Here is a 26,705-nt window from a genome sequence, read left to right as displayed (position 1 = left end):
TCGTAAGGTGGCTCGTGTTCGACTCACCAACGGTATGGAAGTTACGGCTTACATACCCGGTATCGGTCACAACCTTCAGGAGCACTCTGTTGTACTTGTGCGTGGCGGTCGCGTAAAGGACCTTCCGGGTGTGCGATATCACATTGTACGTGGCACGCTAGACACTGCTGGTACGGGTAACCGTAAGCAAGGTCGATCGAAATATGGTGCTAAGCTAGAAAAGGCCAAGGGAGAATAAGTCTATGCCACGTAAAAAAACAGCTTCACTCAAGCGTACGCTGCCACCCGATATCCAGTACAACTCTGTTATGGTGGCTCGCTTGATTAATAAAGTGATGAAGAATGGCAAGAAACGGCTCGCAGAACGCCTTGTATATGGCGCTCTTGAAGAAGCTGCTACAAAAGCTAAGAAAGATGCCATCGAAGTACTCGAGACGGCCGTGAAGAATGCCAGCCCACACGTACAGGTTCGCTCACGTCGAGTCGGTGGTGCAAACTACCAGGTACCAATGGAAGTGAAGCCTGATCGACGTGTTCATTATGCGATGATCTGGATGCTTGACGCGGCTCGAGCCAAAGAAGGTCGTAGCTTCGATAAGCGTCTGGCTAATGAGCTTCTCGACGCTTATAACAACCAAGGTGACGCAATCAAGAAGAAGGCCGATACGCATCAGATGGCCGAAGCAAACAAGGCATTTGCCCACTTTGCTCGGTACTAAGTCGAAACAGTGTAAAGGAATAAGAAAGCCCCTCCTAGAAGAGGGGCTTTCTGGTGTCTAAGAAGAGCTGGAGTCGCGGAAGTCCGAGCTTTAGGGCTTTTTCGATCTCGTTCTGCATCTCATGGTCACCCGATAGTGATTGGTTATGAGTATCGCGATCAAACCCCAGTAACTCTCGTCTGACTTTGCGACCTTCATGGACGTGGGTGGCAATTCCATTGATTGGACACATCGAAGGTATACTGCTGTTTTACGCTCCCAATACTCATACCACTGGCTATAGCTGCAGTCGGATTTTAGTATATTCCCGCTCTCCTGCATGATACGCATGCGGTTGATAAGTTGAATTCGTTTGCAGTAAGTGCAATACGCTTTGTCGAGTTCTGCAAGAAGCGATAGGATGTATTTCTGTCGAAGATCGTAGTAGTTTCTGATGTATGCACATCGCTTGCTTTACGTGGCATCGCGCTTTTGCGTCAACTGCGCTATTGCTATATTGGCATCGGCAACAATGCTTTGTAGCTGTCGTACCTCGACTGCAAGTGCGGCCAGGCGAGTAGGCGTATGCATCTCTGTCTCAACTTTCTTTGGTGGTAAGGTGCCATTACATTCGTATCGTAGTACTTATCAACAAATAGATATAGCAATATATATTGAGTCAAATAGTGTTGATATCTGCATGGGTGCGGTATAATGAAAAATATGCATCACATACAGCGGTCAATTTTGGGGAAATTGATGGGGGGAGAGGCGCTACGATACGCCGAGCTGAAACCATCAGATATTGGTAGTAATTTATTTACCTATCACCTTAAGGTGCTGAAAGATCTCGGCTATGTGCAGCGGACCGGATGGGGGACATATACACTCACGTCCACAGGTAAGCGCTATGTCGACACTCTGAGCCTACAGACGCTGCGATCGCGCGTACAGCCGCGCATAGTAATCCTCTTGGCTTGCCGAGATCGCTTAGGGCGATGGTTACTCTTGAAGCGTAAGATCCAGCCGCTTCTGGGGCAAGCTGGGTTTCCGTATGGAAAATTGCACAAAGGAGAATTACTTAAAGATGCAGCGCAACGAATCTTGCTCAATAAGACAGGCCTCACTGGTGATTTAGAGCACAAGGGGGATGGCTACATCACGATCAGCGAGGACAAGAAGGCAGTGAGCGAGATCTTCTTTCACTTGTTTTATTGCATGGCTCCAAGTGGATATTTGATCGAAAATCATGAAGCTGGCAAAGTTTTCTGGGGCGATATGGAGTCTGACTTCAGTGAAGGCGACTTCATGGCTAGTATGGCGGATTTGGTAGCACTTATAGACACGACGCCAAAGGGGGAGCGTTTTTTTGCTGAACTTTCGTACGGTGACGACGCCTCATAGTTCTAGGGCTTGACAATACGGCCTAAACTCGTATAATTATCTGCATTCACGTCAGTGAATGACCCAGTCGCCTCCCCAAGGGAGAGTACCTCATGGCAAAAAAGAAGCCGTCTACGTCCAGTGATCATTTCGCCGCAGATCAGGGTAGCATCCCTCGCGAATCTCGCGCAGTGTTGCGCGACATCGAAGCAGGTCTCTACGCCGACTGTCCGGGCTGTGGCCAGCGGATCAAGTTCCAGGCCAAGTTCCGAGCCAAGCAGGTCATCTGCAATGTCTACGTCAAGGGCAAGTGGAGCCGCGTGGATCACTTCCACGAAGCCTGTTACAAGGCCGCTGGCCAGCCGCACGGTGTGCCAGGCCGAGCCCCCATTAGCCGACAAAGGCAGACTCAGGCTGCCGCTAAGCGCGGCCGCGAGTTGACTGCTGCCAGCTAATTACTCGCTCCAGGTTTTCTTCTGTAGACCTGGAGCTTTTTATTGACCGCATGTATCAGCTCAGATACACTCAGACGCATGCTTATTAGTGCGCAAATCGAAGAAAAGGCAAACGGCTCGAAGCTGCTAATCAAGAATGCCGAACTCAAGCTGCAGGAATCTGAGAAGGTTGGGTTAATTGGTCGTAATGGCACAGGAAAGACAACACTACTTCGGATTATGGATGGAGCTGATAGTGATTATATCGGCATGGTGGAGCGCAGGCCGAAACTCGTCATGATTACGACCGACCAAGAACAAGCTGCTCGGCCTGGTGTTTCGGTGCTCGATTATGTACTCGATGGCTTGCGAGAATATCGTACGCTAACTCAGATCATTGAAGAATATCCGAATTTGATGGGGGAGGATCTCGATAAAATCACTGAATATTCTGATGCCCTGGAGAGGTACGCCCAGTTTGGCTATTATCATATAGTTGATCAGGTAAGAGCGTCACTACGAGCCTACCAGCTTCAAGACTCACAAATCGACGGGCCATTTATGCGTCTTTCTGGCGGCCAGAAGCGTTTTGCGCAGCTAGTGCAGGTTGAGTATTCAGGCGCCGATTTATTAATTCTTGACGAACCGACTAACCATATGGACTATGTGGCAAAGGGAGTCTTTGTAGAATGGCTCAAAAACACGCAGTCTGGCGTATTGGTGATCTCTCACGATCGAGATGTATTGGCAGCAGTCGATCGCATCGTCGAGCTCAAGGATCGACAATTACATTCTTATCCGGGTAGTTATAAAGATTTTCTGAAGCAAAATGCGACGTCAAATGTGTCTGCCATGCACCAATACGAGGTCACTGTGAAGACGTTGGAAAATCGGCGTGAAGCACTCAAGCTCGCGCAGATAAAAAAGCAGCGCTCGAAGCAGTCACCAAACCCCTTTATCCCACTCGTGCGGCGATTCGAAAAAGAAATCGCCCACTTAGAAGAAAGCCTGGTGAAACCTACTATTTGGATTGATCAAACGTCGAGTGCTGAGTTGAAGACCAGTCAGGCTGCACAATATCAGAAGTATAAGACAAAGAATATCCGAATTAAAGACAAAGACCTTGACGTTGCGAGTCATTCCCAGCAGCTTGTACTGGTCGACGTATTAGCTCTTGGGTATGATGCGCCGCTATTTAAGGATGTAAGCTTTTCGGTGCGAACTGGTGAACGGGTGCAAATTGTTGGGCGCAATGGTGCCGGCAAGACAACATTTGTCGATGTTTTGTGCGCCACGGCTACAGGCAAGAAATTCGCAAGCACTATCTTCGATGGCTATATCGACTGCTCTCCACAGCTTGTCATTGGTCGCTACAAGCAGGAAATTGATGCAGCTTATCTCGACATTACACTGGGAGCTGCTATAGCTGAGATTTATCGTACGTCTGGCCAGGCTGTCAATCATGAAGCCATCACTCAGACATTGATCGAATATCTCTTCGAGCACAGTGATAGTGAAGTGCCAGTACGGCAGCTTTCTGGAGGGCAAAAAGCCCGGGTGCAGCTTATCGCCATGCTGGCGCATCGGCCAAACTTACTCATCCTTGACGAACCGACAAACCATCTCGACCTCCCATCTATCGAAGAGCTCGAGAGTGCACTCAAGAAATACACTGGTGCTATACTGTATATTTCCCATGATAGCTACTTCGCGAAAGCTGTCGGCGGACAAACAATCGAATTGTAGTTTTTGCTGAAACCATAAGGAGTTTGTTACCATGGAGACATGGTATTATTTGATGCCATCTCTTGGTGGTACAGTTGGGCATGGCTACATGTCTTAGAAGTCGCGAAGATTTGGCTGAAGCGTCTGTATAATGTCTTTTCCGTTCGTCAGATGGTACGCACCTTGTTTGCTCCTTGGAAGGAGGATCGAGTCACCGGTGCGCAAGGACTAGATCAGATGATGAGTGCGCTAGTTATGAATTCGGTTGCACGACTTGTCGGTTTCAGCGTACGATCTATATTTCTGCTGATGTACGCTATGCTGAGCGCCTTTGTGGTTCTGGCGGGGTTATTCACTGCGGTGGCGTGGCCATTTATTCCGCTCTCGCCAGTGCTGCTCCTATTCTTGGGAGTTGTACTGTGACGCTGCAAGAACAAGAATCTGGCTTTAGTTTTCAATATTCACGTCGTGTGACCCGAATATTGGGTACTGGCTGGTTGCTATCGAAAGCCCTACGTACCGTACTGGCTGTGTTGGTGGGGTTGAGCCTTTTCGGAGCCTTCGTATTGGTGCTTGTGGGGCAACTGCAACTTGCCTGCTTTTCTGCAATTCCGTCTGGGCTGCTTATCCCGCCCCTGGCATGGGGTAACTGGGGGATGATGCAGCATTCTAATCAAGACGCCGTCGGTAGCGGCACGCATAATCTATCCGACCTACTTAGTGCGGATTTGGTCTTGCCCCTGCGACGCTGCAAGACGACGGCTGATGTATGGACACGCATTAAATCACACTGGCAGACGCAGTTTATGGTCAATCACATCAATCTGCCGGTCAACACCCTGGACGCGCAAGCAGCTCAGTGTGACCTGGGCCAACTTTATGCAACCGCTTTTGTAGAGGCGCAAAAGGCCGGACAGCGCAAAATTACCGCTGGCACTCTGCTTGTAGCTTTCGCCCTGCTCGTAGAGGGGAGAGCCCCCTTTCTCGCCGGTGCCGACATTCATCCAGATGATCTTACCGAAGGGCTCGTTTGGCTGAATCACTTTATTCATGATCGCTTAGAAAAGCATGAGCGCAATATGTACGGTGGTCTGGGGCGAGACTTTGCTGCCGGCTATACTAATTACCTCTATCGTTTTGGGAAGAATATGAGTGGCGAGATTGAAGCTGGACATGGTGTGTATTCTTCGTTGGGTCGTGAGGAAGTAATAAATCAGCTCATACAGACGCTCAATGAAACCGTGCATCCAGCTGCTGCATTGGTCGGTCCGATTGGTAGCGGGAAGACCACGCTCGTATATTCCCTAGCTGAACAGATACTGAGCCGAGCCGATGTGGGTCGATTGACCTATCGCAAGGTTATGATGCTGTCGGCCACGGCACTACTGTCGGCGGCCGGACAAGACACGCCAATCGAAAAGGTAATTACTGAAATGCTTGCTGATGCGGTGCGTGCGAAAAATGTTGTGCTTTTCTTTGATGAAGCACAAGCATTCTTTGAGTCAAAGGCAGGATCAATCGATATTAGTGAGATTTTGTTGCCTATCTTACAAAATACTCATCTCCCGATGATCTTCGCATTCACAGAAGAGGACTGGACTCGGTTCAGTCAGATACGACCCAATCTTGTTGGTCAAATGACCAAGATTGTCGTACCTCCGGCTGATCGGGCGGGTACTATCCGTACGCTTGAGGATGTGGCGCTTGAGTATGAGCAACGAGAAGGGTTGCTGATTACGCTGTCTGCCATCAAAGAAGCAGCAACACTTTCAGATCGTTATACAACCACAAAAACGCAGCCCGGGGCCGCAATTGATATGTTACGGGCCTCGTTTGGCTCATCTCAGAATGGCCTCGTGACAGAGAAGTCAGTGCAGGCAGCCGTGGAAAAGATGACCGGCATCAAGGCAGGGACTGCGACTGGCGATGAGGCGCAGAAGCTGCTGCACCTTGAAGCCCTGATCCATGATCGTATGATAAATCAGACGGTGGCAGTTACTGCTGTGGCTTCGGCTTTGCGCCGGGCACGCTCGGGCGTAAAAGATCCAAATCGCCCAATAGGCAGTTTTCTCTTTTTGGGGCCGACCGGTGTTGGTAAAACCGAGCTAGCCAAGTCTCTAGCGGCAGTATACTTTAGTGGTGAAGACAAGATGATCCGGCTAGACATGTCGGAATATCAGCAAACGAGCGATGTTGCGCGCCTCTTAGCTGCTGCATCTGAATCGGGAACTGGCTCATCTTTCCTGCAAAAAGTGCGCGAGCAGCCATACAGCGTGGTGCTCTTAGATGAGATTGAGAAAGCCCATCCAGATATTCTTAATCTGATCTTGCAACTCCTGGATGAAGGTCGATTGACTGATACCGCGGGGAAGCCAGTTAGCTTTAAAGAAAGCATCATTATCCTGACATCAAACGCACTTGCAGATGATATCCGGCAAGCTGTCGCACAGCAACGCGATCTTACAACTCTCCATGACGAGCTCGTAGACAAGATGATCTCGCAGCAAATCTTTAAGCCAGAGCTTCTGAACCGTTTTGATGATGTTGTCATGTTCCGTCCACTAACTCCAGCTGAGCTTAAAGATGTGGTGGGTATTATGCTCAAGTCGCTCAATAAGAGCCTGGAAGCACAACAGATTTCGGTCGAGCTGACAGAGAGTGCCAAGGAATATGTCGTGGAGCAGGGAAATGATCCGCGCATGGGTGCTCGACCGATGCGCCGAGCCTTGCAGCGCTTTGTTGAGGATCGTCTTAGTCAGGGCGTGTTGGCAGGGGATATTAAGCCGGGTGCGCATCTGATAATCGATCGCAAAGACCTAGAAGAAAAGTCTCAAGTATAGAAAAATCCACCCCGCAAGACCAGGGTGGATTATGGGTTATTTTCGCCAGCGAACTCAGACCGGAGACGAAGCTTTCGTAGCGTCCCAGGTATGTCGCTGGATACGATGTGGATCTTCTGTGCCGCACCGCTGTTGCGCGCAGTTACAAAAATGGTATTTTTATGTACGCTCGAGATGCGAAACTGCAGTCCTTGCGTCTTAGCTCCGTGTCGAATGTCTGCAGGGTGAACCAGCTTGACTTCTTCGTATCCGCCGATAGTTTCGAGTAGCCTTCGTAATCCCGGTAGAGTATGATGCTGAATCTTTACGTTGGATCGTCGGTGCTTGGAATCCCCTCGTCTTCCCATGTTGTTCCTCCGATGAAGAGGTAGGGCACCCTAGGCCTCGTCGTGATCGACCAGGCCGCAGAGTGCCCAGCCCTCAGTGCGGGCGACATCTATTAGTCTTGATACTTCATCATTGATTGATTTGTCGCTATCAAGGTATATTGCCACACGAGATAGTTGTACATGAAGTGTAGCAGTCGGATTATCCCCCTTTGGCAATTCAAACCAGGTTGTGATAACTTTGACCGGGGAAAGCATGCTATTCTCGTCTAGTGGGTGCATGCGCATACTAGGCAGGCCCCATTGCGGAGAAAAGCGAATTGGAACAAATCCACGACGCAGCAGACCATAATCGCTTGTGAATGCAACTGTATTCGTGAACAGTAAGTCCTGAGCACTGCCTTTTCTGCGGCTGGTGGGTTGGACCGAGATGGTGAGATGTAGGGTGGCTTCTACGGGGCTCATGCGAACTCCTTGGTAGGTGCGAGGCGACGAACAGAGTGTTGCGTCGATTACTATTATAGCACAGAAATATAAATTATACAATAGTTACAGGCTTGCTGATCTGTTGATTAGCTGCTATACTGTGTAGCGACTGGCGCACAGCGCTATTTTTCGTTTGCGCTTAAAATCAACCAGTAATCATTTATTTTAAAGTAAGGAATACTATGGCTCGCGAATATTCACTCGAAGATACACGTAATATCGGCATCATTGCCCACATCGATGCAGGGAAGACAACCGTTACAGAAGGAATCCTGTACCGTACTGGTAAGACACATAAGATTGGTGAAGTGCACGAAGGTGAAGCAACCATGGACTGGATGGAGCAAGAGCAAGAGCGTGGTATTACGATTACTTCAGCTGCCACGACATGTTTCTGGAATGGGAAGCGCATCAACATCATTGACACTCCTGGTCACATCGACTTTACGGTAGAAGTAGAGCGAAGCTTGCGCGTACTCGACGGCGCAGTGACAGTCTTCGACGGCAAGATGGGCGTAGAGCCACAGTCTGAGACCGTATGGCGCCAGGCCGACAAATACGGCGTGCCACGTATCTGTTTTATTAATAAGATCAATCAGACTGGTGGTGATTTTTATAAGAGTCTTGAGTCAATTCATGGGCGCTTGACGAAGAAAGCCTATCCAATCCACCTGCCAATTGGCTTCGAGCAAGAGATCAATGGTATCGTTGACGTTATTGAGCAGAAGGCTTACCAGTACAACGACTACGCTGACAAAGAACTCCAGCAGATTGATATCCCAGAGGATATGAAAGAAAAGGTCGAGCGTTATCGTAACCACCTTATCGAAGCTGCCGTTGAAGCAGATGACGCGATTATGGAGAAGTATCTGGAAGGTGAAGATCTGACGATTGATGAAATCAAGGCCTGTATTCGTAAGAGCGTATTGACCGGTGAATTCTTCATTGTTTCTGGTGGTGATGGACGAGGTGTGATCGTCGAAAAATTGCTCGATATCGTTGTTGATTACTTACCAAACCCACTCGACATCAATGCTCCGCTTGCCGAGTCAACCAAGACTGGAGAACAAGAATTGGTTAAGGTCGCCGACGATGCACCATTTGTTGGTCTAGCTTTCAAGATCGCTACCGACCCATTTGTTGGTAAGCTCTGCTTCTTTCGCGTCTATGCCGGTACGCTCAAATCAGGCTCGTACGTCCTCAATAGCTCTACTGGTGAGAAAGAGCGCATTGGTCGCATTCTCCGAATGCATGCAAATAACCGAGAAGAAGTACAAGAAGTCTATGCTGGCGAAATCGCTGCGGCAGTGGGACTTAAAGGCACTATGACTGGACACACACTGTGTGATGTTGGGCATGGCGTGCTTCTCGAACAAATTACCTTCCCAGAGCCAGTTATTCAGATTGCCGTTGAGCCAAAGACCAAGGCCGACCAAGAGAAGATGAGCATGGCGCTTTCGCGACTTGCCGAAGAAGACCCTACCTTCCGTGTCAATTCCGACAATGAGGCCGGTCAGACTTTGATTTCGGGGATGGGTGAGCTTCACCTCGAAGTGCTGGTTGATCGCATGAAGCGCGAGTTCAAGGTGGAGGCAAATGTTGGTAAGCCACAAGTAGCGTATCGCGAAACCGTTCGTAAGACCGTGCAGGTTGAGGGTAAGTTCGTACGTCAATCTGGTGGTCGTGGTCAATATGGTCATGTGTGGTTGGAGATCAGCCCGCTGGTGCATGTCGAAGATATTGAGGGCGACAAGCCAACCTACGAGTTTGAAAACGCCATCGTCGGTGGTGTGGTTCCTAAGGAATACATCAAGCCGGTTGACGAGGGCATTAGAGAAGCAATGGGAAATGGTGTACTCGCCGGCTATCCGGTCGTAGACGTGAAGGCCAAGCTCTATGATGGTTCATACCACGAAGTAGACTCCTCAGAAATGGCTTTCAAGATCGCCGGATCGATAGCACTCCAAGAAGGTGTGCGCAAGGCTGACCCAGTGATCCTCGAGCCAGTTATGAAGGTCGAAGTGACGGCACCAGAAGAATTCATGGGTGACGTCGTGGGTGACATCAACTCCAAGCGTGGTCGTATTGATCAAATGTCGGATCGCGCCGGTGCGAAGATTATCGACGCCTTTGTGCCGCTTTCAGAGATGTTTGGATATGCAACCAGCTTGCGCTCAATGACACAGGGTCGCGCGAACTACTCAATGGAGTTTGATCATTACGCAGAAGTCCCGCGTAACATCGCCGAAGATCTCATTGGCAAGAACCCAAGAGCTGCTGCAGCTACAGAATAGCTAGTTTTCCAATATCCATAAAAGCCTCTTGTGATTAGGGGCTTTTTGGTATATAAAGACAGCACTGTACCTTGAAGGGAAAGAAGCGCATGCCTACAGATCCACCGAGAGACGCTAATACTCTACGGATAGAGTGCACACGATGTGGGCGTGTTAGGGTTTTTACGAGGCTTGATAACGGGCTGATGGGCTACCATTACGCAGACGCTGCCACGGCCTGGAAGATGTCTCATTGCCCTGACTGCGGATGCAATCATCTTTCACGTCAATCAACTCGATTATTTGGCGGAATAGAACATGTCAAAACGCATGGTTATTACGGCGATTGAGGAGGTGTCATGATGCCTTGCGGCCATTTTCGCGCTACATTGCGATTCATCGGCCCCTGGTCTGATGAAGGGGAAGCCTGCTTCTGGGGCTATGGAATGATCACGATCTTTGCATCGTGTATGTATTTTGTAGCAGGGCAGCCCGACGCTGTAGCTGTAGTCATGCAGTTGGTCGGCACACTCTGGGGTATAAACGTCGCATGGCGTGTTCTGTGGGGTGTTGTGCCATCGATCTTCTCGAGACGTTTGCGCACGCTGCTGGTAGAAGAGTGGCAAATCGCTGGTCAACAGCAATTGCTCTTCGGCTATCGAGCCTACCGCCGGGATCTGAAAACTAGTCGCAAATACCTTCGTCGAGCTGGTTTCTCACGTAGAGTTGCGCGCACATCTTTGCAGATGAATGCCCGCATGCGCCGGTCCACACAGTATAGTCAAGCGCAGCCATTGCCTTGGCGGGCGGCACGATGATGCCGTTTCCGCACTGGCACTTCAATCGTCCTGATGCATCGAAGAGGGCGCCGAAACCCAAGAAGGGTCAGTGTCGAACCCTCAATTGCCTCAAGCGACCTGTATGGGCCATCAAGTTTCGTATCGCCGAAAAACAGCTCATGAGAGTTTTAGAGTACGAATCATACCTTTCGTACTCAGATGTCGAGCGTAGACACTATGATCGTGACTTTGTGTTGTGGGATTGGCCGTGTAGGCTTCTCTCCGGCCTTGTTGTTTTAGTCGGTTTCTTCTGCCTGGGGCTTTTCCTTGATATGACACCAATGGATAGGCCAAGTGCGATTGTTGGCGTTCATTTCGTCGGCGCTGGGTCTATCCTTGCTTGGTTGATCTGGATTTGGAATTATCTTCGACTCGAGATCTTCCGCGCTCGGACTCATCATTATTTGCGGCGATCCGTGAAGGAAATGGTATCCCAGCTTTAAGCTATCAGGCACTACTGTCAGGTAGCTTTTTTTGAATCTCGGCGATACCCCGTTATAGATCTCTTTACAAAGTGCGACTTTCTCGATACAATGGACCAGTCCTGCGTGGTGGGGCGGTTTTTCTTGTCCTAGCGCGCACCATAGACATTGTCGTATGACACCAATGTAATGATCGGTATTATAAAAAGATAAGGAGATTTTTCGTGGCAGAATTCAAGCGCGATAAACCACATATTAACGTCGGTACCATGGGTCACGTTGACCACGGGAAGACAACTCTTACAGCTGCTATTACGCATGTTTTGGCGAAGAAATTGCCTTCAGATGTAAACAAGCCAATTAACTACGACGAGATCGACAAGGCTCCAGAAGAGCGCGAGCGCGGTATCACCATCGCTACCTCTCACCAAGAGTACGAGTCAGAAAAGCGTCACTACGCCCACGTTGACATGCCAGGTCACGCTGACTACGTAAAAAACATGATTACCGGTGCAGCTCAGGTAGACGGTGCTATCCTTGTAGTATCTGCTGCTGACGGTCCAATGCCTCAGACTCGTGAGCATGTATTGCTTGCTCGCCAAGTCGGCGTACCACGCATTCTTGTCTACATGAACAAGATGGACATGGCTGATCCAGAAATCGCTGAGCTCGTAGAAGAAGAAATCCGCGATTTGCTCGAAAAGAACGAGTTTGCTCGCGACTGCCCAATCGTCAAGGGTTCAGCACTCAAGGCACTTGAAGGCGATGCTACCGCTGAAGACTCAATCATGGAGCTCGTGAAGGCTATGGATGAGTTCCTCCCAGAGCCAGAGCGCGATCTTGATAAGCCATTCTTGATGCCAATCGAAGACGTATTCTCGATTAAGGGTCGTGGTACAGTTGCTACCGGCCGTATCGAGCAGGGTATCATCAAGGTGAACGAAGAAGTTGAAATCGTTGGTATTAAGGACAACCAAAAGACTGTTGTTACTGGTGTAGAAATGTTCCGTAAGCTCCTTGACCAAGGACAGGCTGGTGACAATGTAGGTCTCTTGCTCCGCGGTATTGAGCGCACTCAGATCGAGCGCGGTCAGGTTATCGCTAAGCCAGGTTCTATCACCCCGCATACCGAGTTTGAAGCTGAAGTGTATGTTTTGACCAAGGAAGAAGGCGGACGCCACACCCCATTCCTCGATGGCTATAAGCCCCAGTTCTACTTCCGTACCACTGATGTAACTGGTGAAGTTAAACTTCCTGAGGGCATGAAGATGGTTATGCCTGGTGATAACATCAATGTAAACGTTAAGTTGCTTGCTCCAATCGCCATGGATGAAGGTCTCCGCTTCGCTATTCGTGAAGGTGGCCGCACGGTTGGCGCCGGTGTCGTAACTAAGATTACGAAGTAGCACTCAGGGATCTAACGAGAAGGCACCTTATGAGCGACAAGAACACCCAGCGTATCCGCATCCGCCTCAAGGCGTATGACAACAAAGTCATTGACCAGTCTGCGAAGCAGATCATTGACACGGCTATCCGCACCGGCGCACAAGTTGCCGGCCCGGTGCCGCTGCCAACTGACAAGAAGACGACTACTGTTATTCGTAGCCCTCACATCTTCAAAGATAGTCATGAAGCGTTCGAGATGCGCACCCACAAGCGTCTGATCGATATTACCGAGCCAACACCAAAGACCATTGATTCTTTGATGAATCTTAGTCTCCCTGCCGGGGTCGATATCGAGATCAAGATGTAATATGTGATTTATGTCACGCTAAAAAAGCCTCCTGTCAGGGGCTTTTTTAGTTGTTAGTAAGACGAAGGGCGGGTATATAAAGAGCCCGATTTTCTGCTGGGGAAGGAAATCGGGCGGAGGTCAGCAAAATCTGCTGGCTGGAAGAATGGCAGCTTCGAGAGATGCAATCTGCAGAACCTTGTCGACGAAGTTGTTTCCGAGGCTAATCAGGGGCGCTTCGACATGGCCGTGAGCGTCTCGGTAGATCTCTGCGAGAAAGGGCTCTCGAATCGAACTGAATGGAGTTAATCGCCCCTTCAAGGTAGCGGGTGCCGCTTACAGAAGTGCTTGCGGTAGCTATCGCCGATGCAAGAGCGAATTGCTGTGCTTCGGGAACGGTCTGAGTGACTAGGCATCGGTCGCCTGCAGAGGAAGCCCGAACGAGCCCGACTGCAGGTTTCTCTGGCAGACCATTCCTGTGCCAGATGGTAAGTCGAAATGTCGGCTCCATGGCTTTGTGCGCATCCCTTTCAGTGGGTGCGTGATGTGCTTACAATAACATTAAATGGTAAATATGTCAATAATTCATAACAAAATATCTAGTGGCACGGTTCGTGTATCACTCGTTGAAGCTGCCAAGGTGTTGACATATCTGGATCTTATCTGATAAACTCATATGCGTTGACTTTTTACATAGCTGGGAAGCGCCCAGGTCCAGGATAAAACCGTAGATCGGCATGATCTCATCTGGAAACCGGATTGCTTGCCAGGGTTTTATTTGAAGACACGATATATTTTATGAAAGCTATACTTGCCACCAAAATCGGAATGACGCAGCTCTATGATGCTGAAGGACGTTTGCAATCTGTCACTGTATTGCAGGCTGGACCGTGCGTAGTTACACAAGTAAAAACAGTTGCGAATGATGGCTACTCTGCTGCACAGCTTGGCTTTGGTGATGCTAAGCGTATGCCGAAGTCAAAGGCTGGTCACCTCAAGGCTAGTGGTGCGAACTCCAAACTCTTGCGTGAAGTCCGTACCACTGAAGTTGAGGGCGAAAGCCAGCTAAAGGTAGGTGACCAAATTAAGGCTGATATCTTCGAAGTCGGAGAAAAAGTCGCGGTTACTGGCATTTCTAAGGGTAAAGGCTTTGCTGGCACAATCAAGCGACATAACTTTCATCGTGGTCCAAAGACGCACGGTTCACACAACTATCGTGCCCCGGGCTCTATTGGTGCAGGATACCCACAGCACGTCTTCAAGGGCATCAAGATGGCCGGGCATATGGGCCATGAGCAGGTTTCGGTCAAGAACCTCAACATTGTTCATATCGATGCAGATAGTAACGTAATCGCTGTAGCCGGTGCTGTTCCTGGTCCACGCAAGGGCGCCGTTCTACTGAAGGGGCGTGAAGTATGAAGGTAACTACTTTTACTAAGACTGGTTCGAAGGCAGCTGCCGAGACCTCACTTGATAAAGGTGTCTTTGGTCGCGAAGTAAATATGCAGCTTCTTAAGGTCGCCTACACTCGCACGCTTGCAAATAAGCGCCAAGCTACAGCTAAAACAAAGACACGTGGCGAAATCGCAGGTGGCGGTAAGAAGCCATGGCGTCAAAAAGGCACCGGCCGAGCGCGTACTGGCTCTATCCGAAATCCTATCTGGCGCGGGGGTGGTACAGTATTCGGCCCTACTGGCGAGCAAAATTATGCCATTAATCTCCCCAAAAAGGCTATTCGTGCGAGTTTGGCTCAAGCCCTCTCAGTGAAAGCAGGAGCAAAAGCCATTGCCGTGATCGAAAGTTATGATAATGCTGACGCAAAAGTAAAAGCTACGGCCACTTTGTTTGCAAAGATGGGCTTGACCGGAAGTGTACTTCTGGTCGTCGAAGAGTGCTCAGCATTAGTTCAGCGCGCAACACGTAATCTACCACGCGTAACAGCTACAGAAGCACGACTCCTTCAGGTAAACGATATTCTCGATGTCGACCATATTGTTGTTACCAAGAAGGCGCTTGAAGAGATTAATACCTGGCTAGGAGATAAGAAATGAGTCAGATGGTACTCAAGCCAGTCATTACTGAAAAAAGCCTGATGCAGGCAGGCCAGGGTACGTATGTGTTTGTTGTGCCAATGTCTGCGAATAAGCTGACTATTGCTGAAGCAGTGAAGACCCAGTTTAAGGTTGACCCAACATATGTACGTGTAAGTATTGCGAAAGGTAAGCTCAAGCGATTCAAGCAAATCAAAGGCCGTCGTGTTGATACCAAGAAAGCTTACGTTACTCTGACAAAGGGTCAGTCAATTGCTGCATTTAATCTCGGTCAGGAAGAAGAAGTAAAGACCAAGGTGCGCAGCAAAAATGACAAAGACGCGAAAGCTTCCGATAGGGCTAAGAGGGTAGAACGGGCCGATAAGCAGAAGGCGGAGAAGAAATAATGGCAATCCGAGTCTATAAGCCAAACACAGGCGCACGTCGCGCTATGAGCGTGAACGCATTTGAAGAGATTACAAAGACGAAGCCAGAAAAAAGCCTTCTTCTGAAGCGCAAGCAAAAAGCTGGCCGCAACAATCAGGGTAAGATTACTGTTCGCCACCGTGGTGGCGGCGTAAAGCGCGCCCTACGTATCGTTGACTTCGCCCAGACTAAGCTCGAAAGTGCTGAGATTATCGCCATCGAATATGATCCAGGTCGTTCTGCAAACATCGCACTCGTGAAGAGTGAAAAAGGCAAGAAGGCTTATATTATTGCTGGAGCCGGCATGAAAGTTGGTGACACGATCTCTGCTAAACCAGAAACTGATATCAAAGAGCATAATCGTATGCCGCTCTCGCAGATTCCGCTTGGTAGTACGATCTACAATATTGAATTGACTCCAGGGAAAGGCGGTCAGTTAGTGCGCAGTGCCGGTATGAAGGCTCAGCTCGCCGCAAAAGAAGGCGATTATGCTACCGTAAAGCTTCCATCGGGTGAGATGCGTCTTGTTCGTCAGGAGTGCTATGCAACCATAGGGGCAGTTGGCAATGAAAGTCATAGTCTCGTACGTGGTGGTTCTGCTGGCCGTACTCGTCGCCGCGGTATCCGACCGACTGTGCGTGGTAAGGCTATGAACCCGAACGATCACCGTCACGGTGGTGGTGAGGGCGGTACTTCAATTGGTTTGAAGCGCCCAGTTACTCCTTGGGGTAAGCCTGCGCTTGGTGCGAAGACTCGCCGTCGTCGTGCAACTGATAAATATATAGTTCGCTCAAGGAAAGGAAAGTAATCGATGAGCCGTTCACTCAAAAAAGGCCCATACGTAGACCGTAAACTTCTTAAGAAAGTATTGGCTCTCGGACCAACTGACAAAACCGTGATCAAGACTTGGGCACGCGCAAGTTCGATTACTCCTGAAATGGTCGGCAAGACCATCGCTGTTCACAATGGCAAGTCACACCTTCCTGTGTTCGTGACTGAGAACATGGTTGGTCACAAGCTTGGTGAATTTGCACCAACCCGCAAATTCCGTGGGCACGGTGGTAAATTAGCAAAGGCGCAAGGATAACGTGATGAAAGTAATTGCAAAAGCTCGCGGACTCAAGATATCTGCTCGCAAACTGCGCCTGAGTGCGGACCTCGTACGCAACGCACGCGTGATTGATGCTGAGTACTTGCTCGCAGCTACTCCAAAGAAAGGAGCTGCGATGGTTGCTGATGCCCTGAAGAGTGCTGTCGCAAACGCAGAAAACAACCACAACTTGCGCAAGAGCATGCTGCGCGTGGCAGAAATTCGTGTTGATGAAGGTCCGGCACAAGAACGCTTCCGACCACGCTCTCGCGGTATGGCGCATCCAATTTTGCACCGCAGTTCGCACCTGACAGTTGTTGTCACCGACGAAGCTGCGTCAGAAAAGAAAAAAGCTGTTAAAAAACAGCCCGTAATGAAGAAGGAAGCCAAGTAATGGGACAAAAAATTAATCCAATTTCATTGCGTCTTGCCGCTGATCGACAGTGGCGTAGTCGCTGGTTTGCTGAACGTGATTACAAATCGCTCTTGAAGCAAGACTTGCAAATCCGCAAGGTAGTCGGTGATATGCTTGGTTTTCGTGCGGCAGTTGCGCGCGTCGAGATCGAGCGCTCCACCGGTGAAGTGGTAATTACTATTTATACTGCTAAGCCTGGTGTCGTTATTGGTCGCGGTGGCTCGGGTACTACAGCTCTCAAAGAAGCCCTCTCAAGGGTGATCTATGGCAAGATGCGTATTAATATCGAAGAGATTCGCCAGCCTGACCTTGAGGCACAACTGGTCGCAAATAATATCGCCAGCGCCCTTGAGCGCCGTATGCCATTCCGCCGTATTCTCAAGAATGCTGTTGAGAATAGCATGAAGGCTGGTGCACTTGGTGTAAAGGCAAGCGTATCTGGACGACTGAATGGCGCTGATATGGCACGTCGCGAAACTGTTGCTGAAGGCAGTATCCCGCTGCATACCATTCGCGCCAAGATTAGCTATGCGACCGCAGAAGCTACGACGACCTTCGGTATTATCGGCGTGAAGGTTTGGATTTATCGAGGAGAGGAAAACTAATCATGTTACTCCCACGTAAAACTAAATTCCGAAAAGCCTTTAAGGGCAAAAACGTCGGTGCCGCTACGCGTGGTACAAACATCGACTTCGGTCGGTATGGCCTGCGCGTACTCGAAAACGATCGATTGACTTCACGTCAGATCGAAGCTGCTCGTCGTGCTATGACACGCTATATCAAGCGTGGTGGTAAGGTTTGGATTCGTGTTTTCCCGCATACCCCAGTCACACAAAAGCCAAATGAAGTACGCATGGGTTCAGGCAAGGGTGCAGTAGATCACTACGTTGCAAAAGTCCAAGCTGGTCGCATTATTTTTGAGCTCGATGGCGTTACTGAAGAAGTAGCAAAAGAAGCAATGCGCCTGGCTGGCCGAAAGCTTCCTGTGAAGTCACGCTTTGTAACTCGTGAGGCAGGAGAATAATCATGAAAATGACAGAAATTCGCGCCAAAAACGATGCCGAACTCGGGCGACTCGTAACTGAAACTCGTGAAAAAATCGCTCAAGCTCATATCGATATGCGCACCAAAGAAGTAAAGAACGTGAAAGAGATTCACAACCTTAAGCGAATAGTGGCCCGAGCTCTGACCGTGCAGTCCGAGCGAGAGATGGCTGAATTGGAGAAGCAAAATGGCTAGAACAATGATCGGAAAAGTTGTATCAAACAAGATGGACAAGACTGCTATCGTGTTGGTTGAGCGTGCGAAGAATCATCCGATTTACCGTAAGCGTTTTACTATTAGCACTCGCTTTAAGGCGCATGACGCCTACAATACCGCTCAGATCGGTGACGTAGTCGAGATTGCTGAAACTCGTCCTATAAGTAGCGATAAGCGCTTTGCTATCACAAAGATTCTTGAAGCTGCTCCAAAGTCAGAGGAGGCAAAGTTATGATCCAGCCGCAGACTATACTGAAGGCTGCCGACAACACTGGTGCAAAGCGCATCTTTTGCATTAAGGTACTTGGCGGATCGAAGCGCCGATATGCCCATATCGGCGATGTGATTGTTGCCTCAGTCAAGACCGCAACACCAAACGGCACTGTCAAGAAAAAAGAAGTCGTACAGGCTGTCGTGGTGCGTACTGTCAATCAGACTCGTCGTGCTGATGGTAGTGTGATTCGCTTTGACGAAAATGCAGCCGTGATTATCGATAAGCAAGGCCAGCCACGCGGAACACGTATTTTTGGACCTGTAGCTCGCGAATTGCGAGACCGTGGCTATATGAAGATTGTCTCGCTCGCGCCGGAGGTGCTCTAATGAAGCTCAAGCTAAAAGATAAAGTAATGATTATTGCTGGGCGTGATAAAGGTAAGACTGGCGAAATTATGGCTGTGCTACCGAAACTCAATAAGGTAGTTGTAGCGGGCGTAAATGTCGTGAAGCGCCACGCCAAGCCAACCACTCAAAATCCTAAGGGTGGCATCATTGAGCTCACGAAGCCAATTGATAGTGCAAAAGTTATGATTTTAGACCCAAAGACCAATAAGCCAGCTCGAGTCGGCTACAAGGTGACGAAGAATGGTAAAGAACGAGTCTTTAAAGTAGCTCAGTTTGGCAACAAGAAGACCAAGAAAGCAACTGAGAAGCCAGCCGAGAAGAAGGCTGAGGTGAAGAAATGAATCGCTTACAGGAAAAATATCGAACAGAACTCGCTACGAGCTTGAAAGATCAGCTCAAGCTCACTAACGTCCATCAGACACCACGCTTGATTAAGGTGGTTGTATCGGTTGGTGTTGGTCGTGCTGTAGTTGACCAGAAGTATCTTGATACAGCTGTGGCTACTCTGCGTAAACTTACTGGTCAGCAGCCTGTAATCACCAAAGCCAAGAACAGTATCGCTGGATTCAAGCTTCGCGAGGGGAATGCAATTGGTGCTAAAGTAACACTCCGCACTGAACGCATGTATGACTTCCTCGATCGCTTGAACTCAATCGTGCTTCCTCGTGTGCGTGATTTTCATGGGCTTTCAGTTAAGGCTTTTGACTCGCATGGGAATTATTCTATCGGACTGACCGAGCACACGGTATTCCCGGAGATTAGCTACGAAGAAGCTAATCAGACCCACGGTATTCAGATCACGCTCGTGACAACAGCAAAAAATAAGGAGCAAGGAGAGGCGCTCTTGCGCACCCTCGGCGTACCGCTCGAAAGGAAGGAGAAGTAACCATGGCTCGAAAAGCACTCTTCGAACGTGAAAAGAAACGTACCAAATTGGCCGACAAATACGCAGCTAAGCGTGCAGAAATGAGGGCAGCCGGTGACCTTGAGGGCCTGGCTAAACTCCCACGAAATGCAAACCCGATCCGTCAACGTAACCGCTGTGAGATTACCGGCCGTAGCCGCGGCTATATCCGACAATACGGTCTGTCGCGCATCACGTTTCGTGAACACGCCTCCAAGGGGGAAATCCCTGGCGTGAGAAAGGCTAGTTGGTAGGCAAAGATATGATTACAACAGATCCAATCGCAGATATGCTCACTCGAATTCGCAACGCCGTTGCTGTTGGCAAGAGCGAAGTGACTTTGCCGTACTCGAAGATGAAGGCACACATTGCTGAAATTCTTAAGAAAAATGGCTATCTTTCAGAGATTATTGTCGACGAAGCTACTGTCGCAAAACAAATGAAACTGGTTATTGATCAGACTCAGGTCAAGAAGCCACTGACTGCTATTCAGCGAGTGTCAAAGCCAGGACGTCGTATGTACGCCAGACGTGATGAGATCCCTCGTGTCTTAGGTGGCCGTGGCATCGTGATCGTTTCAACTTCCGCTGGTGTTATGACCGGGTACGAAGCACGAGCCAAAGGTCTCGGTGGTGAATTAATCTGTAAGGTATGGTAAAACGCTATGAGTAGAATAGGACGAAACCCCATTACAATCCCTGCTGGCACGACTGTGGCAATCGCAGAGCAAACGCTTACGGCTCAAGGGCCAAAAGGTGAGCTCCAAGTGACGATTGCTCCTGGCTTTACGATCAAGCAAGATGCTGAGCAGCTTGTCGTTGAGCAGCAGGTTCAGAATCGTATCACAAATGCTCAGTTTGGGCTTTTGCGTACGCTCATCGATAATGCCGTACAAGGTGTGACGAATGGCTTCGCGAAGAAGCTGGAAATGAATGGCGTTGGATTTCGTGTAGAGAAAAGGGGTAATGATCTGCAATTTGCACTTGGCTTCTCTCATAAGATCGACTTCAAGGCGCCAGAAGGCATTGAACTGCAAGTAGAAGGCAATTCCATTACTGTCAGTGGAGCCGATAAGCAGCAAGTCGGTGCCGTAGCTGCCGAGATTCGCGCATTGAAGAAGCCTGAACCATATAAAGGTAAGGGTATTAAGTACGCCGATGAGCGCATCCGACGTAAAGCTGGAAAGGCTGCAGCTAAGGCTGCATAAGGAAGATTATTATGCTAAAAGAATTACGACTTAAACGAAATCATACTATCCGCCGCGGTTTGCGTACTCGCGCTCGTCTTCATGGCACTACAGAACGTCCACGATTAAGCGTGCATGTTTCGCTGAAGCATGTTGCCGCTCAGCTTATCGATGACGATGCACAGAAGACCCTCGTATCAGTGTCTACCGTAGGCCAAAAAGCCGTCGCTAAAAAAACTATGACTGAAAAAGCAGTCTGGGTTGGGCAAGAAATTGCCGATGCTGCATTGAAAGTTAAGATTACTGCCGCTACTTTTGATCGTGGTGCAAAACAGTATCATGGACGAGTCGCCGCATTAGCTGATGCTGCACGAGAGAAAGGATTGGAGATATAATATGCGACCAACGAATACACAACCTGGTATGAAGCAGGCTCAAGATGTCAATGGACCAGAACTTATCGAGCGAATGATCTCGCTTGATCGTGTCGCCCGTGTAGTAAAAGGTGGTCGCCGTTTCCGTTTTCGCGCGACGGTTGTTGTTGGTGATGGCCATGGTGGCGTCGGCGTAGGCGTAGGTAAGGGTCGCGATGTTACCTCGGCTATCCAGAAGGCAACACTCGTAGGCCGCAAGAGTATGTTTACCTTGCAGCTCACCGGTACTACTATTGCCCACGAAGTAGGGGCTAAATTTGGTGGAGCACGGGTGTTTATGAAGCCTGCACCTGAAGGAACTGGTGTAATTGCCGGTGGCGCTGTTCGCTCTGTGCTTGAAGTAGCGGGTGTACGTGATGTTTTTACCAAGGCACTTGGTAGTACGAATAAGATCAACAATGCCAATGCGACACTTGTGGCATTACAGTCTCTTAATCACGCACCAGTTCGCGGCAAGTCTGCCGATGAAGCCACGAAGGAGGTCTCGAAATGAAGTTTCATGAATTAACCCTCAAGGCCCATACTAAGTCATCACGAGTAGGTCGCGGTATATCTGCTGGCGGCGGCAAGACAGCTGGACGGGGCACAAAGGGTCAAAAAGCTCGTACGGGTAAGAAGCTTAAGCCAGGGTTCGAAGGTGGACAGACAAAGCTTTCGATGCGATTGCCTAAAGCTCGCGGCTTCAAGCACGCCGGCGTTTCGTATCAGCTTGTTCGCCTTGCTCAACTTGACGCTACGGGCACCAAGAAGGTTGATGCAGAAACCCTGAAAAAATTAGGCCTTATTAAGTACGCAGATAGACCTGTGAAGTTGGTTGGTCCAGGAACCCCTAAAGACGCTCTCACTATCGAAGTCCAAGCTAGCTCACAGCCAGCCCTGAAGGCAGTAGAAAAAGTCGGCGGCTCGATCAAGATTGTTGAGCTTGCGAAGGCCAAGGCTACTGCAACCGACAAAAAAGACGCAAAGTAAGCAAAGAGATACTCGTAGGAGGGTAGTGATGGGGTATACTGGGTACTGATATGAACCGATCGAACATCAGTCAGCTCTGGAAGAACAAAGAATTGCGGAAGCGGTTACTCGTAATCGCCGGCATTCTTGTGATATACAGCTTACTTACCCATATCCCAGTTCCAGTCCCAGATTCGAAGCGCTTACAGACTTTCTTGCTCTCATTTTTCTCGCGCACACCGATTCTCGGATTTGCAAATCTATTTACTGGTGGAGCACTCTCGAACTTTTCAATCATTGCCATGGGAATCGGTCCATACATTACCGCTTCAATCGTGGTGCAGCTGTTGCAGCAAGTTATTCCCTCTTGGGAGAGTCTTTCGAAAGAGGGCGAGCGGGGTAGACAGCAGCTTAACCAGTACATGCGCTATCTGACGGTTCCGCTGGCGGTGGTGCAGTCGTTTGCGGTGGTGGCAGTTGTGCGTCAGATATCTCAGCAATCAACTGGCACTGATCTCATCGGGAACCCCAGCATCGGTCAGTGGGCATTCTTGATTCTTACCATGGTAGCAGGATCTATGCTCTTGATGTGGTTAGGTGAGCTCATCAGTGAGTATGGTATCGGCAATGGTATCTCAATTATTATCGCTGCTGGAATCGTAGCTAGTTTACCAGGAATCGTGACGCAACAGCTGACGCTGTTGCAGGGGGATGCTAGTCAGGCCTTGAAGGTCGGGTTGCTTGGGATAGTCGGTCTTATAACTGTTTTTGTGGTGGTTCTTGTGAATGAAGCGCAGCGCAACATACCAATCTCGTATGCGCGTCGCAGTGCAGCACTAGCCGGCTACAATAGCGTTGATACACATTTACCGCTCAGGCTTATTACTGCCGGTGTGATTCCGGTAATCTTTGCCCTGGCCTTACTCTCGGTGCCAACTTTTCTTGGTCAGTTGCTCGCGAATGCCAAAACCCCATGGGTAGCGCAGTTAGCGCAGAACTTAACAACCTGGTTTTCTGCCCAATCGACAGTCTATGCCGCCACCTATTTCCTCCTGATTTTTGTCTTCACTTTCTTCTACACATCTATCGTGTTTAAGCCCAAGGAAATAGCTGAAAACCTCCAGAAGCAAGGTGGTTTTATCCCTGGAATCCGCCCTGGTAACGAAACAGCTACTTATCTGAAGCGAGTAATTCGCAGACTGAACCTGTCTGGCGCTCTGGCTCTCGGGCTCATAGCTCTTATGCCATTCGTTTTAGCGCGATTCTTTGATAGTAGTGAGAGTATTGCGATCGGTGGTACAGGTGTATTTATCTTGGTTTCAGTGGCTATTGAGACGATGAGACAGGCCGAATCGCGTATTTTGATGGCAACCTATGAAAAGTACTAAAATACCCATGAAAAAGGCTTTACAGATAGGGAATTATCAGATAGAATTAACTACTGTAGCACTGTAACTATGACCAGTACAAAGGAAGTAATCGAAGTAGAAGGCACGGTTGTCGAAGCACTACCGAACGTTAAGTTTCGTGTAGAGCTCGAAAACGGCCATATTGTGTTGGCGCACGTTTCTGGGAAAATGCGCATGCACTATATCAAGATTCTTCCAGGCGACAAGGTTACGCTGGAAATGACGCCATACGATCTCGAAAAGGGTCGCATTGTGTATAGACACCGGTAAGTTGCAGTCGTAGATAGATAATCGTTAGGGGATTACTCACCAAATGAAAGTACGAGCAGGCGTTAAGCCAATGTGTGATCGCTGTAAAGTCGTCCGTCGTAAGGGCGTCGTTCGTGTTATTTGTGAGAACCCTAAGCATAAGCAGCGTCAAGGATAAAATTTAAACCATGGCTCGTATCGCAGGCACAAATATACCAAATGAAAAGCGTATTGAAATTGCACTAACCTATGTCTACGGCATCGGACTTAAGTCCAGTCAGGATATATTGAAGAAGCTTGATATTAATCCTGATATACGTGTGAAGGATTTGACTGAAGCTGATCTTGCTAAGCTGCGTAACGAGCTTGATGCGAATTACGAAGTGGAAGCTGAGCTTTCTCGTCGAGTGACGCTCAATATTAAGCGACTCAAAGAAATCAAGGCTTACCGCGGGCTGCGCCATATCGCCAATCTTCCATCACGAGGTCAGCGAACGAAAACAAATGGCCGCACTAAGCGTGGCAAGAAAGTTACCATGGGTTCTGGCCGTAAGAAGGCTGCGGCTAAGACGTAAGTAAGTTTTAAGGATACATGATGGCACAAGCAACCAAATCAAAAACTCGTCGTAAGAAGCAAAAGCGCAATATCGCCAAGGGCGTTGTGCATATTCAGGCTACGTTTAATAACACTATGATAAGTATTACCGACGAAGCTGGGAATGTCGTTGCCTGGGCATCGTCGGGTTCGGCTGGGTTCAAGGGTTCACGCAAGAGTACTCCATATGCCGCTCAGATCGCTACAGAAAAAGCGCTCGAAAAGGCCAAGGACTTTGGTTTGGTGCAAGTAGAAGTGGTAGTTCAAGGGATTGGTTCTGGTCGAGAGAGTGCTGTTCGTGCGCTTCAGAATACTAGTATAGCTGTATCAAGTATCAAGGACATCACAGGCGTACCGCACAATGGCTGTCGTCCACGAAAGGCAAAGAGGAACTAGTCATGGCTCGTAATCTTACCCCAATAGCGAAACTAGCTCGTCGCGAAGGCGTACAGCTTCATCCTAAGGCTGTAAAAGCGCTTACTCGTCGTAATTTTGCTCCAGGTCAGCACGGACAGGCACGTCGCCCTAAGCCATCAGACTTCGCGGTTCAGTTGCGAGAAAAGCAAAAGGTAAAACGTCTGTATGGCGTTATGGAAAAGCAATTCAGTCGCTATGTTTCTGAGGCGATTCGACGAGAGGGTATTGCGGGTGAAAACCTTCTGCGCCTGCTGGAATTGCGCCTCGATAACGTCGTCTATCGACTTGGCTTTGCGCCCTCAAGACAAGCCGCTCGTCAGCTAGTGAGCCACGCGCATATTCGCCTGAATGGCAAAAAAATAAACATACCTTCTGCAGCAGTTAAGCCGGGAGATGAAATTACCGTGAAAGAATCAAGCCAAAAGAATGCTTACTTCGTAGCCCGCACAGAGGAGTTGAAGAATCAAGAAATGCCAAGCTGGCTGAAGCTTGATCCAAAGAAGCTGACAGGCACCGTCACAAGCCTGCCACTCCGCGACGACAGTGACAACTTTATTGAAGAACAACTAATTATCGAGTATTACTCGCGATAAAACTAACCAAATAGGAGTTATCATGGCGCTTTACAACATAAACCTACCAGAAATGAAAGAGGAACAGCTCTCAGAACTGACGAGCCGTTTCACTGTAGAACCTCTGTATCCAGGCTATGGTATGACTATCGGCAACTCGATGCGTCGTGTCTTGCTCTCGAGCTTGGCGGGTGCTGCCGTTACTGCAGTTAAGATTGACGGTGTAGACCACGAGTTTACAACTATCAAAGGGATTCGCGAGGATGTTATTACACTTATCCTCAATATCAAGCGGCTCAAGGTTGCATATCATGGTGATGAGCCCACATTCATAACTCTCACCAAATCAGGTAAGGGTACCGTTACTGCTGCCAACATCAAAGAAACCGAAGCCGTGCAAATCGTGAACAAGGACCTCGAGCTCTGCTATATCGATGACGCAAAGGGTAAGCTCGAGATCGAATTGCGCATCGAGCAAGGTCGTGGTTATAGTCCAGTAGAAACCCGTGGTTCAGAAAAATTGCCCATTGGCTACATTGCCGTAGACGCAATCTATACTCCAATCAAGCGCGTACGTTTTGACATTGAGAACACTCGCGTTGGTCAAATGACGAACCTGGATAGCCTAGTCATGGAAGTCGAGACAGACGGAAGCGTAACACCAGCTCAAGCTATGCAGCAGGCAGCCCAGATCCTTGTGGGGCACTTCCAAGTACTTGCTGGCATGGATGTTGTATCTGTCGGCATTGATGGCATTATGACCGCAGAAGCAAAAGCAGAAGCAGAGCATGGCCAAATCGCAGTCGAAGAGCTCTCAATGAGTCAGCGCACAACTAATGCTCTTATCAACAATGACATTCTCACTGTCGGTGACCTCACACAACTCACTAAGAGTGACTTGAAGTCACTTAAGGGCTTTGGTCAAAAAGCGTTTGAAGAGGTGCTTGAAAAACTCGAAGAAATGGGGATTTCACTTGCTGAATAATCAGCG

39 protein-coding genes are annotated in these 26,705 nt (G+C 49.1%); 37 read left to right on the top strand and 2 right to left on the bottom strand.

The annotated features are described in order from the left end of the window. The 7 genes from rpsL to IT415_03520 all read left to right on the top strand — a co-directional run. On the top strand, positions 1-238 hold a 238-nt coding region (gene rpsL, locus IT415_03550), incomplete at its 5' end, for a 30S ribosomal protein S12 (protein ID MCC7543753.1). A 4-nt stretch (positions 239-242) separates the two neighbouring features. Beyond that, on the top strand, positions 243-719 hold the full coding sequence (rpsG, locus tag IT415_03545) for a 30S ribosomal protein S7 (GenBank protein ID MCC7543752.1): 477 nt from the start codon (positions 243-245) through the stop codon (positions 717-719). Between the two features lie 702 nt (positions 720-1,421). After that, positions 1,422-2,102 (top strand): NUDIX domain-containing protein, encoded by a 681-nt coding sequence (locus IT415_03540; protein MCC7543751.1) that lies wholly within the window; start codon positions 1,422-1,424, stop codon positions 2,100-2,102. Positions 2,103-2,194: 92 nt separating this feature from the next. Next, on the top strand, positions 2,195-2,536 hold the full coding sequence (locus IT415_03535; GenBank protein MCC7543750.1) for a hypothetical protein: 342 nt from the start codon (positions 2,195-2,197) through the stop codon (positions 2,534-2,536). Between the two features lie 78 nt (positions 2,537-2,614). Beyond that, entirely contained in the window at positions 2,615-4,261 is a 1,647-nt protein-coding gene (locus tag IT415_03530) for an ABC-F family ATP-binding cassette domain-containing protein (GenBank protein ID MCC7543749.1), read from the top strand. A 39-nt stretch (positions 4,262-4,300) separates the two neighbouring features. Next, a complete protein-coding gene (locus tag IT415_03525) occupies positions 4,301-4,663 on the top strand; it encodes a hypothetical protein (GenBank protein ID MCC7543748.1) in 363 nt (120 codons plus the stop codon). Then, positions 4,660-7,080, top strand: coding sequence for an ATP-dependent Clp protease ATP-binding subunit (locus IT415_03520; protein MCC7543747.1), 2,421 nt, complete (start codon positions 4,660-4,662; stop codon positions 7,078-7,080). Before IT415_03525 ends, IT415_03520 begins: the two co-directional genes overlap by 4 nt. 29 nt (positions 7,081-7,109) lie before the next feature. Here IT415_03520 and IT415_03515 read toward each other — a convergent pair whose 3' ends face one another. Then, entirely contained in the window at positions 7,110-7,427 is a 318-nt protein-coding gene (locus IT415_03515; GenBank protein MCC7543746.1) for a hypothetical protein, read from the bottom strand. Between the two features lie 30 nt (positions 7,428-7,457). Then, a complete protein-coding gene (locus IT415_03510; GenBank protein ID MCC7543745.1) occupies positions 7,458-7,871 on the bottom strand; it encodes a hypothetical protein in 414 nt (137 codons plus the stop codon). Positions 7,872-8,074: 203 nt separating this feature from the next. Between IT415_03510 and fusA the strand changes: the two genes are divergently transcribed. The 30 genes from fusA to IT415_03360 all read left to right on the top strand — a co-directional run bounded on the left by fusA (position 8,075) and on the right by IT415_03360 (position 26,699). After that, positions 8,075-10,186 carry an elongation factor G gene (gene fusA / locus IT415_03505; protein ID MCC7543744.1) on the top strand — a complete coding sequence of 704 codons (2,112 nt, stop codon included), beginning with the start codon at positions 8,075-8,077 and terminating at the stop codon, positions 10,184-10,186. A gap of 338 nt (positions 10,187-10,524) precedes the next feature. Then, entirely contained in the window at positions 10,525-10,983 is a 459-nt protein-coding gene (locus IT415_03500; GenBank protein MCC7543743.1) for a hypothetical protein, read from the top strand. Positions 10,984-11,650: 667 nt separating this feature from the next. Further along, complete coding sequence (gene tuf / locus IT415_03495) at positions 11,651-12,832, top strand: elongation factor Tu (GenBank protein MCC7543742.1); 1,182 nt, start codon at positions 11,651-11,653, stop codon at positions 12,830-12,832. A gap of 29 nt (positions 12,833-12,861) precedes the next feature. Then, entirely contained in the window at positions 12,862-13,179 is a 318-nt protein-coding gene (rpsJ, locus tag IT415_03490; GenBank protein MCC7543741.1) for a 30S ribosomal protein S10, read from the top strand. A gap of 777 nt (positions 13,180-13,956) precedes the next feature. Then, entirely contained in the window at positions 13,957-14,577 is a 621-nt protein-coding gene (rplC, locus tag IT415_03485) for a 50S ribosomal protein L3 (protein MCC7543740.1), read from the top strand. Next, a complete protein-coding gene (rplD, locus tag IT415_03480; protein MCC7543739.1) occupies positions 14,574-15,209 on the top strand; it encodes a 50S ribosomal protein L4 in 636 nt (211 codons plus the stop codon). The genes rplC and rplD overlap by 4 nt, the downstream gene beginning before the upstream one ends. Then, the gene (gene rplW / locus IT415_03475) at positions 15,206-15,595 is read left to right on the top strand and encodes a 50S ribosomal protein L23 (GenBank protein ID MCC7543738.1); all 390 of its coding nucleotides are present in this window, start codon (positions 15,206-15,208) and stop codon (positions 15,593-15,595) included. Before rplD ends, rplW begins: the two co-directional genes overlap by 4 nt. Next, positions 15,595-16,422, top strand: a complete 828-nt coding sequence (gene rplB / locus IT415_03470) for a 50S ribosomal protein L2 (GenBank protein ID MCC7543737.1) — start codon at positions 15,595-15,597, stop codon at positions 16,420-16,422. Before rplW ends, rplB begins: the two co-directional genes overlap by 1 nt. Before the next feature lie 3 nt (positions 16,423-16,425). Beyond that, positions 16,426-16,701, top strand: a complete 276-nt coding sequence (gene rpsS, locus IT415_03465) for a 30S ribosomal protein S19 (protein MCC7543736.1) — start codon at positions 16,426-16,428, stop codon at positions 16,699-16,701. Between the two features lies 1 nt (position 16,702). Then, a complete protein-coding gene (gene rplV, locus IT415_03460) occupies positions 16,703-17,098 on the top strand; it encodes a 50S ribosomal protein L22 (GenBank protein ID MCC7543735.1) in 396 nt (131 codons plus the stop codon). Beyond that, positions 17,098-17,724: a 30S ribosomal protein S3 gene (rpsC, locus tag IT415_03455; GenBank protein ID MCC7543734.1), complete on the top strand. Its 627-nt coding sequence runs from the start codon at positions 17,098-17,100 to the stop codon at positions 17,722-17,724. Before rplV ends, rpsC begins: the two co-directional genes overlap by 1 nt. 2 nt (positions 17,725-17,726) lie before the next feature. Next, positions 17,727-18,143 carry a 50S ribosomal protein L16 gene (gene rplP / locus IT415_03450; GenBank protein MCC7543733.1) on the top strand — a complete coding sequence of 139 codons (417 nt, stop codon included), beginning with the start codon at positions 17,727-17,729 and terminating at the stop codon, positions 18,141-18,143. A 2-nt stretch (positions 18,144-18,145) separates the two neighbouring features. Then, on the top strand, positions 18,146-18,358 hold the full coding sequence (rpmC, locus tag IT415_03445; protein MCC7543732.1) for a 50S ribosomal protein L29: 213 nt from the start codon (positions 18,146-18,148) through the stop codon (positions 18,356-18,358). Further along, on the top strand, positions 18,351-18,614 hold the full coding sequence (rpsQ, locus tag IT415_03440) for a 30S ribosomal protein S17 (GenBank protein ID MCC7543731.1): 264 nt from the start codon (positions 18,351-18,353) through the stop codon (positions 18,612-18,614). The genes rpmC and rpsQ overlap by 8 nt, the downstream gene beginning before the upstream one ends. Beyond that, a complete protein-coding gene (gene rplN / locus IT415_03435) occupies positions 18,611-18,979 on the top strand; it encodes a 50S ribosomal protein L14 (protein ID MCC7543730.1) in 369 nt (122 codons plus the stop codon). Before rpsQ ends, rplN begins: the two co-directional genes overlap by 4 nt. Next, positions 18,979-19,341 carry a 50S ribosomal protein L24 gene (gene rplX / locus IT415_03430; protein ID MCC7543729.1) on the top strand — a complete coding sequence of 121 codons (363 nt, stop codon included), beginning with the start codon at positions 18,979-18,981 and terminating at the stop codon, positions 19,339-19,341. The genes rplN and rplX overlap by 1 nt, the downstream gene beginning before the upstream one ends. Next, the gene (gene rplE, locus IT415_03425; GenBank protein ID MCC7543728.1) at positions 19,338-19,886 is read left to right on the top strand and encodes a 50S ribosomal protein L5; all 549 of its coding nucleotides are present in this window, start codon (positions 19,338-19,340) and stop codon (positions 19,884-19,886) included. The genes rplX and rplE overlap by 4 nt, the downstream gene beginning before the upstream one ends. A 2-nt stretch (positions 19,887-19,888) precedes the next feature. Beyond that, positions 19,889-20,158: a 30S ribosomal protein S14 gene (gene rpsN / locus IT415_03420; protein ID MCC7543727.1), complete on the top strand. Its 270-nt coding sequence runs from the start codon at positions 19,889-19,891 to the stop codon at positions 20,156-20,158. Positions 20,159-20,166: 8 nt separating this feature from the next. Next, positions 20,167-20,562 carry a 30S ribosomal protein S8 gene (gene rpsH, locus IT415_03415; protein ID MCC7543726.1) on the top strand — a complete coding sequence of 132 codons (396 nt, stop codon included), beginning with the start codon at positions 20,167-20,169 and terminating at the stop codon, positions 20,560-20,562. Positions 20,563-20,568: 6 nt separating this feature from the next. Continuing rightward, positions 20,569-21,111 (top strand): 50S ribosomal protein L6, encoded by a 543-nt coding sequence (rplF, locus tag IT415_03410; protein MCC7543725.1) that lies wholly within the window; start codon positions 20,569-20,571, stop codon positions 21,109-21,111. Between the two features lie 11 nt (positions 21,112-21,122). Beyond that, positions 21,123-21,485, top strand: a complete 363-nt coding sequence (locus tag IT415_03405) for a 50S ribosomal protein L18 (GenBank protein ID MCC7543724.1) — start codon at positions 21,123-21,125, stop codon at positions 21,483-21,485. Positions 21,486-21,513: 28 nt separating this feature from the next. After that, on the top strand, positions 21,514-22,017 hold the full coding sequence (rpsE, locus tag IT415_03400; GenBank protein ID MCC7543723.1) for a 30S ribosomal protein S5: 504 nt from the start codon (positions 21,514-21,516) through the stop codon (positions 22,015-22,017). Next, entirely contained in the window at positions 22,014-22,493 is a 480-nt protein-coding gene (gene rplO, locus IT415_03395) for a 50S ribosomal protein L15 (GenBank protein MCC7543722.1), read from the top strand. The genes rpsE and rplO overlap by 4 nt, the downstream gene beginning before the upstream one ends. 50 nt (positions 22,494-22,543) lie before the next feature. Continuing rightward, a complete protein-coding gene (secY, locus tag IT415_03390) occupies positions 22,544-23,860 on the top strand; it encodes a preprotein translocase subunit SecY (protein MCC7543721.1) in 1,317 nt (438 codons plus the stop codon). A 69-nt stretch (positions 23,861-23,929) separates the two neighbouring features. Then, positions 23,930-24,151: a translation initiation factor IF-1 gene (infA, locus tag IT415_03385; protein ID MCC7543720.1), complete on the top strand. Its 222-nt coding sequence runs from the start codon at positions 23,930-23,932 to the stop codon at positions 24,149-24,151. A 43-nt stretch (positions 24,152-24,194) separates the two neighbouring features. Further along, entirely contained in the window at positions 24,195-24,308 is a 114-nt protein-coding gene (gene rpmJ / locus IT415_03380; protein MCC7543719.1) for a 50S ribosomal protein L36, read from the top strand. Between the two features lie 10 nt (positions 24,309-24,318). Then, a complete protein-coding gene (gene rpsM / locus IT415_03375) occupies positions 24,319-24,705 on the top strand; it encodes a 30S ribosomal protein S13 (protein ID MCC7543718.1) in 387 nt (128 codons plus the stop codon). Positions 24,706-24,725: 20 nt separating this feature from the next. Next, positions 24,726-25,121: a 30S ribosomal protein S11 gene (gene rpsK, locus IT415_03370; GenBank protein ID MCC7543717.1), complete on the top strand. Its 396-nt coding sequence runs from the start codon at positions 24,726-24,728 to the stop codon at positions 25,119-25,121. A gap of 2 nt (positions 25,122-25,123) precedes the next feature. Continuing rightward, positions 25,124-25,735 carry a 30S ribosomal protein S4 gene (gene rpsD, locus IT415_03365; GenBank protein MCC7543716.1) on the top strand — a complete coding sequence of 204 codons (612 nt, stop codon included), beginning with the start codon at positions 25,124-25,126 and terminating at the stop codon, positions 25,733-25,735. Positions 25,736-25,757: 22 nt separating this feature from the next. Further along, positions 25,758-26,699 carry a DNA-directed RNA polymerase subunit alpha gene (locus IT415_03360; protein ID MCC7543715.1) on the top strand — a complete coding sequence of 314 codons (942 nt, stop codon included), beginning with the start codon at positions 25,758-25,760 and terminating at the stop codon, positions 26,697-26,699. Positions 26,700-26,705 lie beyond the last annotated feature (6 nt).

This window comes from bacterium, from assembly GCA_020854115.1.
Lineage (GTDB): Bacteria > Patescibacteriota > Saccharimonadia > CAILAD01.
This window is presented reverse-complemented; position numbering and strand designations above follow the sequence as displayed.